The sequence below is a fragment of the Streptomyces yatensis genome, from assembly GCF_018069625.1.
Classification (GTDB): Bacteria; Actinomycetota; Actinomycetes; order Streptomycetales; family Streptomycetaceae; genus Streptomyces; species Streptomyces yatensis.
In genome coordinates, this window is sequence record NZ_CP072941.1 from 8961801 (window position 1) to 8977672 (window position 15872).

General features: G+C 75.0%; 11 protein-coding genes. 8 read left to right on the forward strand and 3 right to left on the reverse strand.

The features are described 5' to 3' along the window. Positions 1–160: 160 nt before the first annotated feature. Genes J8403_RS37590 through J8403_RS37600 form a run of 3 tightly spaced genes read right to left on the reverse strand, consistent with a single transcriptional unit; the run spans position 161 to position 2519 of the window. Positions 161–1078 (reverse strand): 5-oxoprolinase subunit C family protein, encoded by a 918-nt coding sequence (locus J8403_RS37590; protein ID WP_211127079.1) that lies wholly within the window; start codon positions 1076–1078, stop codon positions 161–163. After that, complete coding sequence (pxpB, locus tag J8403_RS37595; RefSeq protein WP_211127080.1) at positions 1075–1743, reverse strand: 5-oxoprolinase subunit PxpB; 669 nt, start codon at positions 1741–1743, stop codon at positions 1075–1077. The genes J8403_RS37590 and pxpB overlap by 4 nt, the downstream gene beginning before the upstream one ends. Next, positions 1740–2519, reverse strand: a complete 780-nt coding sequence (locus J8403_RS37600) for a LamB/YcsF family protein (protein ID WP_211127081.1) — start codon at positions 2517–2519, stop codon at positions 1740–1742. Before J8403_RS37600 ends, pxpB begins: the two co-directional genes overlap by 4 nt. A gap of 281 nt (positions 2520–2800) precedes the next feature. Between J8403_RS37600 and J8403_RS37605 the strand changes: the two genes are divergently transcribed. From J8403_RS37605 to J8403_RS37640, 8 genes are all read left to right on the forward strand, one after another. Then, positions 2801–3538 carry a GntR family transcriptional regulator gene (locus J8403_RS37605; protein ID WP_211127082.1) on the forward strand — a complete coding sequence of 246 codons (738 nt, stop codon included), beginning with the start codon at positions 2801–2803 and terminating at the stop codon, positions 3536–3538. A 140-nt stretch (positions 3539–3678) separates the two neighbouring features. Then, entirely contained in the window at positions 3679–4401 is a 723-nt protein-coding gene (locus J8403_RS37610) for a DUF969 domain-containing protein (protein WP_211127083.1), read from the forward strand. Further along, positions 4398–5366, forward strand: coding sequence for a DUF979 domain-containing protein (locus J8403_RS37615; RefSeq protein ID WP_211127084.1), 969 nt, complete (start codon positions 4398–4400; stop codon positions 5364–5366). The genes J8403_RS37610 and J8403_RS37615 overlap by 4 nt, the downstream gene beginning before the upstream one ends. An 11-nt stretch (positions 5367–5377) precedes the next feature. After that, entirely contained in the window at positions 5378–6022 is a 645-nt protein-coding gene (gene pcp / locus J8403_RS37620; protein ID WP_211127085.1) for a pyroglutamyl-peptidase I, read from the forward strand. Then, on the forward strand, positions 6019–7152 hold the full coding sequence (locus tag J8403_RS37625; protein ID WP_211127086.1) for a DUF2891 domain-containing protein: 1134 nt from the start codon (positions 6019–6021) through the stop codon (positions 7150–7152). The genes pcp and J8403_RS37625 overlap by 4 nt, the downstream gene beginning before the upstream one ends. A 130-nt stretch (positions 7153–7282) precedes the next feature. Continuing rightward, on the forward strand, positions 7283–8815 hold the full coding sequence (locus tag J8403_RS37630) for a hypothetical protein (RefSeq protein WP_211127087.1): 1533 nt from the start codon (positions 7283–7285) through the stop codon (positions 8813–8815). 67 nt (positions 8816–8882) lie between these two features. Further along, entirely contained in the window at positions 8883–9743 is an 861-nt protein-coding gene (locus J8403_RS37635) for a hypothetical protein (protein WP_211128628.1), read from the forward strand. 62 nt (positions 9744–9805) lie between these two features. After that, a complete protein-coding gene (locus tag J8403_RS37640) occupies positions 9806–15862 on the forward strand; it encodes a hypothetical protein (protein WP_211127088.1) in 6057 nt (2018 codons plus the stop codon). Positions 15863–15872: the final 10 nt, after the last annotated feature.

Here is a 15872-nt window from a genome sequence, read left to right on the forward strand (position 1 = left end):
ACCCCGGTCCGGGGCGAGGCCCCGCCTTCCAGCCCCTCCGGCGTTTGAGGAGCGGGGGCTGGGGCGGAGCCCAGTTGTGGGAAGGGGCGGGGAGGGGAGCAGCCCGCCGCAGGCGTCACACCCCGCCGGACACCTCCTGGCCTCCTGGCGCAAGGGCCCGCTATTGGCCGAGGCCGCCCGCGCCGGTCCGCGGCGCACGCGGTCCCCAGGAGGCCCGGCCCAGCGGGGTGAACCGCACCGGGGTGCCGGGGACGGCCTGCGCGGCGGCGGCCAGATACGGCTCCGGCACGACGCCCACCACCGGGTAGCCGCCGGTCGTCGGATGGTCGGCGAGAAAGAGCACCGGCCGTCCGTCCGGCGGGACTTGGAGCGCGCCGAGTGCCATCCCCTCGCTGGCCAGCTCACCGTCCTTCGCCCGCTCCAGCGAAGGGCCCTCGGTGCGCAGACCGATCCGGTTGCTCGCGGCCGAGACCCGGAACTCCCCGGTGGTGAGGGTGCGCAGCCCCGCCGGGGTGAACCAGTCGTCGCGCGGGCCGAGCACCACCGGGAGCACCAGCTCCGGTGCGACGCCCCGATGGGGCACCCCGTCCACCCCGGGCGCGGGCCCGCCCGGCGCCCCGAGCCGCAGCACCGCGCCGTCCGCGAGCGGCGCCGGGCCCAGCCCGGAGAGCACATCCGTGGCCCGGCTGCCGAGCACCGGCTCGGCCTCGACACCACCGTCGAACGCCACATAGCTGCGCACCCCGTGGGCGGCGGCCCCGGCCTCCAGGAGCGCCCCCGCCGGCACCCGTACGGCCGCTCCCCACGCGGCGGGGCGGCCGTCGACCGTGACCGGGCAGGGCGCGCCGGTGACCGCGACCGTCGCCGGGCGGCGCAGCCGCACCGCACAGCCGGTCAGGGTGGTCTCCAGGGTCGCGGCCCCTTCGGCGTTGCCCACCAGGCGGTTGGCGAGCCGGTGGGCGGGCTGGTCGAGCGCACCCGAGCGGGGCACCCCCAGATGGGCATGGCCGGTGCGGCCCAGGTCCTGGACGGTGGTCAGGGCTCCCGGCCGGACGACGACGAAGGCGCTGTCGGTCATGGCGCCGTCCCTTCCGGACGCACGCCCGGTGCCGGGCCCGCCGTACCCGGTTCCGGGACGAAGCGGACCCGGGTGCCGGGGGTGAAGAGCGCCGCCGGTTCCCGCGCGGTGTCCCACAGCGCGGCGTCCGTGGTGCCGATGAGCTGCCAGCCGCCGGGCGACGAGCGCGGATAGACGCCCGTGTACCCGCCCGCGAGGGCCACCGAGCCGACCGGCACCCGGGTCCTGGGCGTCGCATGGCGCGGCACATGGAACCGCTCGGGCAGGCCCGTCAGATAGCCGAAGCCCGGCGCGAAGCCGCAGAAGGCCACCCGGAACTCGGCGCCGGAGTGGATCCGTACGGCCTCCTCGGGCGTCACCCCCCACCGCTTGGCGACCTCGGCCAGATCGGGCCCGTCATAGCGCACGGACACCTCGACGATCTCGCTGTGGCCGCGGTCCAGCGGCGGTATCCGCCAGCCGGGCAGTTCGGCGGCGAGCCGCCCGGGGTCGGCAAGTCCGTCGAGGAACACGGTGCGGGCGGCGGGCACGATCTCGCGCACGGCGGGCAGCTTCCGCGCGGCGGCGCGGCGCAGCAGCTCGGCGTGGAGCGCCTCGGCCGCCTCGCCGCTGTCCACCTCGATGAGCAGCCCGTGCTCGCCGACGGGCAGGGACCGCAGGGTCATGTGAACGCCGCCACGCGCACTCCGGCGGCGGTCAGCTCGCTCCGCACCCGGCGGGCGAGGTCGGCGGCGCCGGGGGTGTCGCCGTGGACGCACAGCGAGCGCACGTCCACCTCGATGCGCTGTCCGTCGATCGAGGTCACCGCGCGGTCCCGGGCGAAGCCGAGGGCGCGCTTGACCACCGTGTCCGGGTCGTGGACCACGGCGCCGGGCTCGCCGCGCGGTACGAGGGTCCCGGCGGCGGTGTAGGCGCGGTCGGCGAACGCCTCGGCGATCACCGGCAGCCCGGCCGCGCGGGCCGCCTCGTGCAACCGGGACCCGGGCAGCCCCAGCACCGGCAGCGGGCCCCCGGCGGCCAGCCGGACGCCCTCGACCACGGCGGCGGCCTGCGCCTCGTCGTGCACGCTGCGGTTGTAGAGCGCGCCGTGCGGCTTGACGTAGTGCACCCGCGCCCCGGCGGCGCGGGCGAAGATCTCCAGCGCGCCGATCTGATAGGCGATCTCGTCGGCCAGCTCCCGCGGCGGGACGTCCATGCTGCGCCGGCCGAAACCGGCCAGGTCCCGGTAGGAGACCTGGGCCCCGATGCGCACCCCGTGCTCGGCGGCCAGCTCGCACACCCGGCGCATGGTCGAGGGGTCCCCGGCGTGGAAGCCACAGGCGACATTGGCGCTGGTGACGATGGACAGCAGGGTCTCGTCGTCGGTGAGCTCCCAGCGGCCGAACCCCTCGCCGAGGTCGGCGTTGAGATCGATGGACAGGTTCGCCAAGGATGCGGTCATATCCGTCCGTTCGGGGCGTATCGGGGCGTGGGGATACGTGAGGGGCTATGGATGGCACCACAAGGTAAGCGATCGTTGAACGATCCGACAAGATGTCTGTTGTCCGGTGACGGTTTCTGGGCTTGACTTCTCGCTATACGGGACGAACGAGACATCGAACAGGGGCTGATGTGGCGAACGGGACAAAAGGCGTAAATCGCCGGTCCGGCGAATCGTCGGGGGGATCGTCGGACGAGTCGCCGGGGCTGCCGGAGAGCCCGGAGACGGCGGAGTCGGCGGCGGTGCCGGAGGCGCCGGAGACTGCGGGGGCGACCGGGTACTCCCAGGTCTCCGGTCTCGCCGCCGGGCTCGAGGCCGACCGGGCGCTGCTGGGCCGCACCAGTACGGCGGAGCGCGTCGCCGACATCCTGCGCGACCGCATCGCCGAGGGGTTCTTCCCGCCCGGCACCCGGCTGTCCGAGGACAGCGTGGGCGGCGCGCTCGGCGTCTCGCGCAACACCCTCCGCGAGGCGTTCCGCCTGCTGACCCATGAGCGGCTGCTGGTGCACGAGCTGAACCGCGGGGTGTTCGTCCGCGTCGTCACGGTCGACGACCTCAATGACATCTACCGCGTGCGCCGGCTCGTCGAATGCGCGACGGTGCGCGGCCTGGGGGAGCCGCCCTACGCGGTCCAGGCGGTCGAGGCGGCGGTCCTGGCGGGCGAGCGCGCCGCGCGGGACCGGGCCTGGCAGGACCTGTCCACCGCCAATATCCGCTTCCATCAGGCGATCGTCTCCCTCGCCGGAAGTCCCCGCGCCGACGAACTCATGCGCGGGGTGCTGGCCGAGCTCCGGCTGGTCTTCCATGTCATGGCCGACCCCCGCCGCTTCCACGCCCCCTATCTGGTGCGCAACCGCCAGATCCTGGAGGTGCTGCAGAGCGGCGACGCGGTGGAGGCGGAGCGGCTGCTCGCCTCCTATCTGGACGATTCCCAGGGGCAGTTGGCCGATGCCTACGGGCGGAAGATGTCCCGGCGATAGAGGTTTCCCAGCGGTAAACGATCCGACGGAGCCGGAACAAGTTCGTTTCAGGCTCTTGTCGGATCGTTGAACGAACGCCTAGCCTCCGGTGCACTCTCCTCACGCCCCCGTGAGGTCCTTCTGCGCGGAAGGCGGGACGCATGATCGTTCTCCTTGGCGTCCTCGTGGTGATCCTCGGCTTCGCCACACGACGCAACCCGTTGCTGGTGGTGGGGGTCGCCGGCATCGCCACCGGACTGCTGGCCAAGCTCTCGCCCCAGGAGATCCTGGCGGCCTTCGGCGACGGCTTCGCCTCCAGCCGCTCGGTGACGATCTTCGTCATCACCCTGCCCGTGATCGGTCTCCTGGAGCGCAACGGCCTCCAGGAGCAGGCCCGGACCCTCATCGGGCGGCTCGGCAAGCTCACCACCGGCCGGTTCCTCGCCCTCTACCTGGCGCTGCGCCAGCTCACCGCCGCGCTCGGCCTCACCAGCATCGGCGGCCCGGCCCAGAGCGTGCGGCCCATGGTCGCGCCGATGGCCGAGGGTGCCGCGGAACGCCGCCACGGCCCGCTGCCCGAGCGGGTCCGCGAGCGCGTCCGCTCGTACTCCGCCAGCGCCGACACGGTCGGGCTGTTCTTCGGCGAGGACTGCTTCCTGGCCATCGGCTCGATCCTGCTGATCACCGGCTTCGTCAACACCACCTACCACACCCATCTGGAGCCGCTGCAGCTCGCGCTGTGGGCCATCCCCACCGCCGTCTGCGCGTTCCTCATCCACGGCTTCCGGCTGCTGCGCCTGGACCGCTCCCTGGACCACGAACTCGCCGCCCTGGGCGGCCGATCCGCTGCCGAGGGCAGCCGCACCGCGGAGGAAGCCAAGTGATCAAGGCGGAGTGGTTCTACTGGCTCGTCGGCGCCGTCTTCCTCGCCATGGCCGCCCAGATGGCCGTCGACCGCAGCAACCCCAAGCGCCTCGGCTCGGCCGCCTTCTGGGGGCTGCTCGGCGGCTGCTTCTTCTACAGCAGCTGGGTGGTGGAGAAGAAGGCCCCGGCCGAACCGCTGGGCGTCGCCGTCCTCGCCATGGTCTGCCTCGGCGGCTTCCAGCTCACCGGGCGTGGTGTGCCGCGCACCACCACGACCGAGCAGCGCGTCGCCACGGCCGCCCGGCTCGGCAGCAAGCTGTTCGTCCCGGCGCTCACCATCCCGCTGGTCGCCGTCGTCTGCGCGTCGGCCGTCAAGCACTGGCACATCGGGGGCGAACCGGTCCTGGAGGAGGGCAGCGAGACCATTCTCGGCCTCGGCTTCGGCGCGATCGTCGGGCTGCTGGTCGCCATGGTCGTGGTGCGCGAGCGGCGGCCCTCGGTGCCCCTGCACGCCGGCCGGAGCCTGCTGGAGTCCATGGGCTGGGCGCTGCTGCTGCCCCAGCTGCTCGCCGTGCTCGGCTCCATCTTCCAGGTGGCCGGGGTCGGCACCCAGGTCGGCAAGATCACCGAACAGCTGCTGCCGGACGGCCAGAAGTACATCGCGGTGGCCGTCTACTGCGTCGGAATGGCCCTGTTCACCATCATCATGGGCAACGCCTTCGCCGCCTTCCCGGTGATGACCGCCGCCATCGGCTGGCCCGTGCTCATCCAGCAGATGCACGGGGATCCGCCCGTCGTCCTCGCCGTCGGCATGCTGGCCGGCTTCTGCGGCACGCTCGTGACCCCCATGGCCGCCAACTTCAACCTGGTCCCCGCCGCGCTGCTGGAACTCAAGGACCAGTACGGGCCCATCAAGGCGCAGATCCCCACCGCCGGAGCGCTGCTGGTCTGCAACATCGCCATCATCTCGCTCTTCGCCTTCTGAAGGGGGCCGCTGTGACCCGAGTTCTCCTCACCGGTTTCGAGCCCTTCGCGGGCGCGGACGTCAACCCGTCGTGGCAGGCCGTCTCCCTCGTCGCCGCCGATCCGCCGCCCGGCACCGAGGTCACGGCCGTACAGCTCGCCTGCGTCTTCGGCACCGCGCTGGAGGAGCTGGCCGCGGCCGTGGCGGAGGCCGACCCCGATCTGGTGCTGTGCGTGGGCCAGGCCGGCGGGCGCCCCGATGTCACCGTCGAGCGGGTCGCGATCAACGTGGACGACGCCCGCATACCCGACAACGCCGGACGCCGGCCCATCGACGAACCGGTCATCGAGGGCGGCCCGGCCGCCTACTTCGCCTCCCTGCCCGTCAAGGCGTGTGTCGCGGCCGTCCGCGAGGCCGGGATTCCGGCCGCCGTCTCGCAGACGGCCGGAACCTTCGTGTGCAACCACGTCTTCTACGGCCTGGCCCATCTCATCGCCACCGAGCGGCCCGCCCTGCGCGGCGGCTTCGTCCACCTCCCGTACGCGCCCGAACAGGTCGTGGACCGCGCCGAACCCGCGCTGCCCGCCGCCATGTCCGCCGACGCGCTGCGGGCGATCATCGGGGCGGCCGTGCGCACCCGGACCGACCTGCGCATCGCCGAGGGAGCAACGCATTGAACGAGCCGCACGAGCCGCACGACCCCAACGAGCCGAATGCGCTGAACGAGCCACACGAGCCGCACGAGCCACACGAGCCGCACGAATCCGACGGGCCGGACGAGACGGCGAGCGAACTCGGCCGGTACGCGGCCCGGTTCGCCGCCCTCGCCACCGCCAACGTCACCCGGGCCTATCCCAACGCCCCGGCCCATCTGCTGTGCGGGCCCGAAGACTTGGTGGAGCCGCGTCACCACCACCCCGCCTTCTACGGCTCCTACGACTGGCACTCCGCGGTCCATATGCACTGGCTGCTGGTCCGGCTGCTGCGCCGCTGCCCCGACCGCGTCCGCGCCGACGAGGTCACCGCCGTACTGGACGGGCACCTTACGGTCGATGCCCTGGCCGCCGAGGCGGACTACCTCCGTGCCCACCCCTCCTTCGAGCGCCCTTACGGATGGGCCTGGCTGCTCGCGCTGACCGCCGAGTGCCGGAGCCTCCCGGGGCCCGCGGGCGAGCGCTGGGCGAAGGCCCTGGAAGCGGCCGCCGACGCCGTCCGCGCGCTGCTGGGCGAATGGCTGGCACGCGCCACCTACCCGGTGCGGCACGGCGTCCACACCAACAGCGCCTTCGCCCTCGGCCTGGTCCTGGACAGCGCGGCCGCCGCCGGCCTCAAGACGATCGTCGAACCGGTGACCGAGGCCCTCCTCGGCTGGTTCGCCGACGACCGCGACGCCCCCGTCCACTGGGAGCCCTCCGGACAGGACTTCCTCTCGCCCGCGCTCACCGAGGCCGAGGCGATGAGCCGGGTGCTGCCGCAGGAGGAGTTCGCGCGCTGGCTGGAACGCTTCCTGCCCGGCGTCGAATGGGGCGCTCCCGTCACCGTGCTCACCCCGCCCGTCGTCTCCGACCCCGCCGATCCGCAGATCGGTCATCTCCTCGGCCTCATCCTCAGCCGGGCCGCCGCGCTCCGCCGCCTGGCCGCCGCCCTGCCGCACGGCGATCCGCGGGCGGACGTGCTGCGGACGGCGGCCCGCGACCATCTGGCCGCCGGGCTCCCGGCCACCGACTCCGGGGACTTCACCGGCGACCACTGGCTGGCCACCTTCGCGGCGCTCGCCCTGGACGGACCACCGGCCGGTGAGCCGTAGACTGACGGATCGGTGAGGTGCGGGGGACACGCCGGTGTACGCGCGTGCACGCCCGGGGGACCGGGTGCGTCATACCGGGATCTCCGTGCCGTTTCGTACGTTGTCGGTGCGACCGCCTACTCTGTGCGACGTGACATCTCCACCCCCGGGGGCCGCCGCGCCCCAGCTCAACACCGCTGAAGGGGCTGCCCGGCCGGCCCCGGGCCCGGCCGCCGACGAGGGCCTGGCCCGGCGGCTGCGCGCGCTCGCCTGCACCGCGCCGCTGCACGACCTCGACGCGCGCAAGGCCAACCTGGCGGGGGAGTACGGGGTGTACGCGATGGCGGAGGTCGCCCTCGCCGCCATCGACCTCGTCACGCTCCACATGGACTTCGACACCGGCGCCGACCACGAGCAGATAGTGGCCAGGCTGCTGCCCCGCGTCGCGGCCCAGGCCCCCGGACGCCCCGCCGCCGAGCACGACCGGGTCGCCCGCTGGGTGCTGGAGAACCTGATCAACGTCGGCAGTGTGGACCGCGGCTTCCGCGCCGTTTACGGCACCTTCGGGCCCGATGGGGTCTATGTCCGCAGGGACTATGACTTCAAGCTGATCGAAGAGGTGCCCGGCCCCGGCGGCAGCGTCTATCTGCGCACCACCGACGAGGCGGTCAACGTCCTGGTCGGCGCGCTGGACACGGATGTCACCAGCGCCCAGATCGCCGCCGAGGTCAAGCTGGAGGTCCTCATCAGCCGCGGCCGGCTCGCCGATGCCCAACTCGCCGCCGAGCAGGCCCGCTACCGCACCGTGCAGTACTCGGAGACGCTGCGCCGCACCCTCGACGCCACCCGGCGCAACGTCCGCGCGGTCGACTGGCTGAGCACCGTCCCCGAGCTGATCAGCGAGGCGCTCGACCACGTCGCCGACCGCTACCGCCATGAGAACGCGATCCTCACCAACATCCGCAAGGCGCGCGACGAAGCGGAGGGCGCCGAGCACAAGCGGCGCGCCGCCGAGCTCGTCGACATCGTCAAGGACTGCATCCGGCGCCACACCCAGCTGCAGTCGCGGCTGCTGGAGGCCGGTCCGCTGTTCCGCGCCGAGCAGGACCGCCAAGCCTTCGCACCCCCCGCCCCGCGCTCCGGATACGACCTGTACGGACAGCTGCTGGCCCCCGTCCTCCCGCTCCCCCTCGACCGCGCGGCCCGGGTCACCGACGCGTTCTTCGCCCGCGGCACCGGCCTGCGCACCCCGACCTCGGTGCGCATGGGCGACCTGGTCGAGATGCTGCTCACCCCGCCGGTGGAACGGGAGCACCTCGGCGCCGAGATGCCCGAGCCGGACCTCATCGCCACCCCCGACGACAGCCGCTTCAGCGAGGAGCAGCTGGCGGTGGCCATGGAGCTGCTCGAGCTGCCCGCCGACGCCCCCCGCCGGCTGTCCGGGCTGCTCGCCGACGCCCGCCGCCGCGACCCCGAACTGCCCTATCTGATCGCCCTCCTCGCCGTCCACGCCGCCAGCCCCCCGGTCGGCACCGCCTACCGCCAGGGCGAGCAGCGGCTGCTGTTCGCCGTGGACGACGGCACCGAGCTGGACGACCCCGAGTTCGGCGGCGCCGACCTGATAGTGGGCACCGCCCTCCTGGACGCGGTCGGTATGGCGGCCGACCGGGCGGAGGTGGCCTGATGGCCAAGACCAGTGAAGACGCCCCGCGCGAGGAGGTTCAGCCGTGACCGAGTACGACACCGACGACATGACAGCCCCGGATGCGGCCCCCGCCCCGGCGGCCCCCGGGATCACGCCCGCCGACGCGGCCGACGCCGCACGGCTGGTGGCCTTCGGACTCCAGCCCAAGCTGCTGCCCGCGCGGGACGTCGAATACGCCGAGCTGCTGCGCCGCCACCGCGACGAACCGGCCTTCGCACGCCTCGCCGACGCCGTCGCCGCCGGGCTCGGGCTCATCGTGCTGGAGGTCTCCACCCGCGCCGGAATGGCCGTGACCGCCGCCGAGGACTCCGTCTTCGCCGTCCGCATGGGCGACTACGCCCGCCGGGCCGCCACCGACTCCGCCGACCGCTTTCTCCACGGCCTCGCCCATCTCGCCGTCGCCGCCCTGGCGTTCCCCCGCCCCGAGGACCTCGCCGACGACGGCTATATCGGCCGCGTCACCGTCAACGGTGTGGACGCCTTCGTCCGCCAGGCGTGCCGCCGGCTGGAGGAGCGCGCCGAGGAGCAGGGGGAGAACACCGACCCCGCCACCGGCGCGCCCGGGCTGGAATCCGCCTGGCGGGTGTACGCCCGGCGCAGCGCGACCGGCGCCACCAAGGACGCGCGCAGGCTCGCCGGTTCCACCACCGGCATCGTCGGCAAGGCCCTCGCCTTCCTGGTCGACTCCGGCTTTCTGCAGCGCACCGGGGACGAGTCCGGCGGCACCTACCGCACCACCGCCCGCTATCAGCTCCAGGTGCGCGACATGGCGGCCACCGCCGCCATGGCCGAGCTGCTGGAGCTCGGTGTCGTCCCCGTCAGCGACGGCAGTGCCACCCTGCTGCCCCCCGACGAGGGCGACGACCTCGATCTGGTGGCCGACGCCGGTCTTCCCTTCCACTCCTGAACCCCGCCCCCTCCCCGCCCGCCCGACATCACCACCCCTTCCGACAACGAGAGTCCGCCGCCATGTACGAGCTGTCCCGGATCCGCCTCTACTCCATCGGGCCGGCCGGTGCGCGTTACGCCGACACCGTGCTGGACCTGCGCGGAGTCGGCGAGCCGGTGCCCAGCCCCGCGCCCACCCAGGCGGAGTTCTTCGAGGAGGAGCCGGTCGGCCCGCCGCGCCGCCCCGCCCCCGCCGGTGTGCTCTTCCTGGAGAACGGCGGCGGCAAGTCCGTCCTGCTCAAGCTGATCTTCTCGGTGATGCTGCCCGGCCACCGCAACACCCTGGGCGGAGCCAGCTCCGGTGTGCTGCGCAAGTTCCTGCTCGCCGACGACTGCGGACATGTCGCGCTGGAATGGCAGCACACCGTCACCGGTGAGACCGTCGTCGTCGGCAAGGTCAGCGAATGGCGCGGCCGTCAGGTCTCCAACGACCCGCGGAAGTTCGCCGAGGCGTGGTACTCCTTCCGGCCCGGCCCCGGAATGAGCCTGGACTCGCTTCCGGTCGCCGAGTCCGCGGCGGTGCGGCCCGCCGTCGAGGGCGCCTCCACCGCACGCGGCCGCCGCCGCACCATGAAGGGCTTCCGTGACGCCCTTACGGAGGCCGGCAAGGCGTATCCGCATCTCGACGTGGTCTGGGTGGAGATCCACGAGCGCTGGAACGAACACCTCGGCGAACTCGGCCTCGACCCCGAACTCTTCCGCTACCAGCGGGAGATGAACGCCGACGAGGGCGAGGCCGCCGGGCTCTTCGCGGTCAAGAACGACTCCGACTTCACCGACCTGCTGCTGCGCGCCGTCACCGACACCCGCGACACCGACGGGCTCGCCGACCTCGTCCACGGCTTCGCCCACAAGCTCGGCCGCCGCGCCGAGCTGACCGCCGAGCGCGACTTCACCGCCGGTTCGCTCGATCTGCTCCAGCGCATCGCGGAGGCCGCGGAGCGGCGTGAGCAGGCCCGCGGTGTGCACGCGGGCGCCGAGCGCCGCACCCGTACGCTCGCCCGGCGGCTGTCCGCACGCGGCGCGGAGGAGCGGGCGCGCGCCGCCGAGCTCGCCGAGCGGGTCGGCTCCGCCGCCCAGGCCGTCACCGATGCCGAGTCAGCCCGCAGCCGCAGCGACCTCGTCGCCGCCGAACTCGCCTACCGCCACGCCTCCTTGGCCCTCGCCGCCGCCGAGAAGGGCGCCGCCGCGCAGCGCCGCGAGCTCAACGACGCCCGCACCCTGCACTCCGCCTGGCAGGCCGCCGAGACGGTGCTGCGCCACCGCGCCGCCGCCGACCGCTCCGCGCGCGTGGCCGCCGCCATCCGCGAGGCCGAGCGGGACGCCGCCCCCGCGCTCGCCGCCCGCGCCAAGGCCGCCGGCGACCTCGTCCGCGCCCTGCACGCGGCGGCGGCGGACGGAGAGCGGGTCGCGGGCGAGGAGGAGGAGCGCTCCGCCGCCCTCCAGGAGGCCGGCGAGGCCGCCCACCGCGACGCCACCTCCGCCGCCACGGCGGCCCAGCGCGCCCGCAGCGACGCCGAGCATCTGCGCCAGCGGCTCGCCGAGGTCGAGCAGGAGACCGCCGAGGCCGTCCGCGCCGGCTGGCTCGACGACTCCGCCCCCGACGCCGACCCGGCCCGCGCCGCCCTCGCCGCGAGCGACGCCGAGAAGACCACGGTCGCCGCCTTCGACGAGGCCCGCGAGGCCGCCCGGCGCACCGCCGACCACGCGAAGACGGCCGCCGCCGAGGAGGCCCGCGCCGACCTGGCCGCGGCGCGAGCGGCGGACGCGGCGCGGGCCGCGGAGTCCGCGTACGACGCGGAGCGGAGCGCCGCGGAGGCGCTGGGCGCGGAACAGCGCCTGATCGAACTGCTGGGCCTGCCGCAGCCCTCCGCCGCCGTCCCCGCCCCGCGCGCCGCCGCCCGCCCCTCGGCGGCGGACGCGCGCGCGGCGCGCGGGGTGACGGTGCGCGTTCCGGACGCGGGCGCCGTGGGCCGGCGGGGCACCCGCGCCCTGCCGACCGACTCCGACCGGGCCGGGTGGATCACGGTCCGTGTGGACGAGGAGGACGCGGACGACATCGGCCTGTCCCAACTCCCGGCCGCCTTCCGCGCCTCCACCCCCACGATCCCCCAGGACGCCGAGCCCGCGCCCCCCGACCACGCCTACGCCTACGCCTTCGAGGAGCCATTCCCCGACACTCGCGAACACCTCCCGGGCGAGGAGGGCAACGCGCCGGGTGCCGACCCGGCGCACGCGACGGGCGAGCCGACCGCCATCCCGGGGAACGAGGACGCCGACCCCGGCTCGCCCGCGACCAGCCCGGCGGCCCCGTGGACGGATGGTGTCGCGGGCGCGGAGGATGATGCCGCAGGCGTCGAGTACGGACAGCCGCACGTCGGCCCGGCGCACGAGGCGCGCCCGGGTGCGGGCGCGAAGGGCGCCCCCGCCTCCGCGGGCGACGGACTCCCGGGCGCAGGCCCACTGGGCGAGGCAGGCCCTGCCGAGCCCATCAGGAGCGATGCCGCCTCCGTCGGCGACCGGCGGGCGGATGCCTGGCCGGCGCGCGGAGATGACCTTTCCGGCCCGCGTACGCTCGGTGAGCCGCGCCATGCGGGCCAGATGGCGGCGCGTGCTGAGGAGTCGGTGGACGACTTCGCTTCCATCGGCGATTGGCGGGCGGATGCCGGAGCGGTGGATGAGGCGGAGGAGACGCGTTCCGCTCCGCAGGGAATGGCCCTTGGCGATGACGCGGAGGCGGGTCCGGGGGAGGCTCCTCGGCGTCGTCCGCTCGCGGCGGAGTCGCGGCGCGCGGGGCGGGTGACCGTGCGGATCGACGAGGTCGGGGACGCCCTGCTGGGCGGCGGCCCGTGCCCGGACGGCCCGCGCGACGGCGCCCGGACCGTGGCGGCCGACTCCCGGCCGCCCGGGGAGGTGTCGGCTCGGGTCGGGGACGGCGACGAGGGCCGGGCCGAGTCGCGGGCTGCCGCCGATGCGGCCCATGGCGGCCGGGCAGAGGCTGATGCCGCCCGCGGCGGTCGGGTCGGGACGGAGGCTGCGGCCGATGCGGCCGATGGCGGTCGGGCCGGGACGGAGGCTTCCGCGGACGCCGCCCATGGCGGTCGGGGCGAGTCGGAGGCAGCCCATGGCGACGGTCGGGGCGAGTCGGAGGCTGCCACCGGCACTGCCGACGGCATCCACGCCGAACCCGACCCCGGCTCCTACGCCCCCGACGCCGACAGCGACACCGCCCCCACCGACGACTCCGATTGCTGGGCCCCCGAGCCCGGTGGCACACCCGGCCGGGGCCGCGGCGACCGCTCCCGCCCCGCCCCGCGGCCCCTCGCGGACGGGCCGCTGACCGCCGAGGAGCTGGACCGCAACGCCGAGGCGCTGCGTGAGCTCCTCGAGGAGAGCGTCGCCTCCGCCGAGCGCCAGCTCTTCGAGCTGCGGACCGCCGCCGCCGACGACGCGCGGATCCTGGGCGCGCTCGGTGACGGGGGCCTGCTGCCGCCCAGCCCCGATGTGCTGGCGGCCGTCGAATACCTCGGCGAGCACGGCATCCCCGCCCTCCCCGGCTGGCGTTACCTCGCCCAGGCCGTGGACCCCGTCGACCACGCCGCCGTCCTCGCGGCCCGCCCCGAGCTGGTGGACGGCGTCGTCATCACCGACCCCGACACCCACGCCCGCGCCCGCGCGGTGCTCGGCCAGGCGTCGCTGCTGCCGCGGTCCGCCGTGGCCGTCGGGACCTCCGCCGCGCTGCTCGCGCCGACGCCCGCCCCCGGCACCGAGGACAGCGGGGTCTTCCTCGTGCCGCCGAACCCGGCGATGCACGACGAGCGCGCCGCCGACGACGAGCGGCGCGAGCTGCGGGCCCGCGCCACCGAGCGGGACGAGGAGATCAGGGCGCTCGCCGCCCGGCTGGCCGGAGACCGGGCGCTGTCCGCGCGGCTCGCCTCCTGGCGCACCGGCTGCCCGCCGGGGCGGCTCGCGGAGCTCGCGGCGGCGGCGGAGACCGGCCGGGAGACCGCCGACAGCGCGCAGCGCGAGCTGGTCGAGGCGCGTGCGGTACGGGCGGAGGCCGACGAGGCCGCCACCGAGGCCGCCCGCGTCCGGGACGAACGCCAGGAGGCGGCGCAGCGGGCCCGCCGGGTGGCGGACGCGCTGGCCGGTCTGGCCTACCGGCTGCGGGAGCGCGCCACCTGGCAGACCCGGCTGCGCGAACTGGCCGAGGAGGCCGCCGAGTACGAGGAGCGCGCCGCGGCCTGCGTGGACCGGGCCCGCTCCGCCGACGAGGACCGGCGCGCCGCCCAGCGCGCCGCCGACGACGCGCACCGTACCGCCCGCGCCCTGCGTGCCGAGCGCGCGGAGATCGCGGGCGCCCCCGACGACCTCGGCGAGGACACCGAGCCGCCCACCACCTCGCTGCCCGCGCTCCGCGAGGCGTACCGCGCCGCCTCCCAGGTCTACGAGAAGGTCGGCGTCGGCGCCGATCTGCGCGCCGAACAGGCCCGCGCCGAAAGCGACGAGAGCGCCGCCCTCGCCTCCCTCGACCGGCTCACCAACAAGGTCCGCACCCGCGCCGCCCAGCTCCTGGAGGGCACCGACGGCGCCGACGGACCCTCCCGGCAGGCCGCCGCCGCCCGCGCCGAATCGCTCGTCCAGATGCTGGAGAGCCGCGCGTCGACGGCGAGCGAGCAGCTCGGACGGCTGCGCGGCGAGGCCGAGCGGCTCGCCCCCGCCGACGGCGACGCCCACACCGAGCTGCCGGAGGAGACGGTCCCGGCCGACGCCGAGCAGGCGAAGGAGCTGCTGCGCACCGCCAACGGCGAACTGGCCGCCCGTACGGACGCCCTGGACACCGCCCGTACCGCCCACGCCGACCTGGTGCGCTCCCACCGCTCCGCCGAGGACGCGGCGGGCGGCTTCGACGAGACCGCCGCCCTGCTGCGGGATCTGCTGCGCGAGGGCCCCGGCGCGGAGGACGACGGCGAGCGGCCCGAGCCGTACGCCGGCGATCTCGCCGAGGCCCGTCAGGCCGCCGCCGAGACCCGCCGCTCACTGCGCGGCTGCGCCGCCGATCTGTCGGGGGCCGAGTCGGCGGTGCGGGAGGCCGGCGATGTGCTCGTGCGGCACGCCAACTCCACCCGCTACGAGCAGGTGCGCACCCCCGCCCGCCAGCAGATCCGCGAGCTCCCCGCGGCCGCGCTGCCCGAGCACGCCGCCGCCTGGGCCGACGCGTTCGCCCCCCGGCTGCGCGTGCTCACCGACGAGCTGGAGCAGCTGGAGCGCAACCGCGACTCCATCGTGGACCGGCTGCGCGGCCTGGTCGAGTCCTGCCTGGCCACCCTGCGCTCGGCGCAGCGGCTCTCCCGGCTCCCGGAGGGGCTCGGCGAGTGGTCGGGACAGGAGTTCCTGCGGATCCGCTTCGAGGATCCCGACCAGGCCACGCTCGCCGAGCGGCTCGGCGAGGTCATCGACGAGGCCACCCGCTCCGCCGTCCGCAAGAACTCCGATCTGCGGCGGGACGGCATGTCGCTGCTGCTGCGCGGCGTGCATGCCGCGCTCCAGCCGCGCGGAGTGGCCGTCGAGATCCTCAAACCGGACGCGGTGCTGCGGGCCGAGCGGGTGCCGGTGGGACAGATGGGCGATGTGTTCTCCGGCGGCCAGCTGCTGACCGCCGCCATCGCGCTGTACTGCACGATGGCGGCCCTGCGCAGCAACGACCGGGGCCGCGACAAGCACCGCCACGCGGGCACCCTCTTCCTCGACAACCCCATCGGCCGCGCCAACGCCACCTATCTGCTGGAGCTTCAGCGTGCGGTCGCGGACGCGCTCGGGGTCCAGCTCCTCTATACGACGGGGCTGTTCGACACCACCGCGCTGGCCGAGTTCCCGCTGGTGATCCGGTTGCGCAATGACGCGGATCTGCGGGCCGGGCTGAAGTACATCAGCGTCGAGGAGCATCTGCGGCCGGGCCTGCCGGTCCGGGAGCCGGAGGAGGAGCAGCAGGTGCACGGCCAGATCACCGCGACACGGATGTACCGCCGCCCCGAGGCGGACGCGGATGCGCCCGTCGAGGCGGCGGACCGGCCGTGAGCCCGGCGGG

Bases quoted from the DNA above. Each gene is read 5' to 3' on its own strand.
- J8403_RS37590 (WP_211127079.1), bottom strand. From the start codon at position 1,078: ATGACCGACAGCGCCTTCGTCGTCGTCCGGCCGGGAGCCCTGACCACC.
- pxpB (WP_211127080.1), bottom strand. From the start codon at position 1,743: ATGACCCTGCGGTCCCTGCCCGTCGGCGAGCACGGGCTGCTCATCGAG.
- J8403_RS37600 (WP_211127081.1), bottom strand. From the start codon at position 2,519: ATGACCGCATCCTTGGCGAACCTGTCCATCGATCTCAACGCCGACCTC.
- J8403_RS37610 (WP_211127083.1), top strand. From the start codon at position 3,679: ATGATCGTTCTCCTTGGCGTCCTCGTGGTGATCCTCGGCTTCGCCACA.
- J8403_RS37635 (WP_211128628.1), top strand. From the start codon at position 8,883: ATGACAGCCCCGGATGCGGCCCCCGCCCCGGCGGCCCCCGGGATCACG.
- J8403_RS37640 (WP_211127088.1), top strand. From the start codon at position 9,806: ATGTACGAGCTGTCCCGGATCCGCCTCTACTCCATCGGGCCGGCCGGT.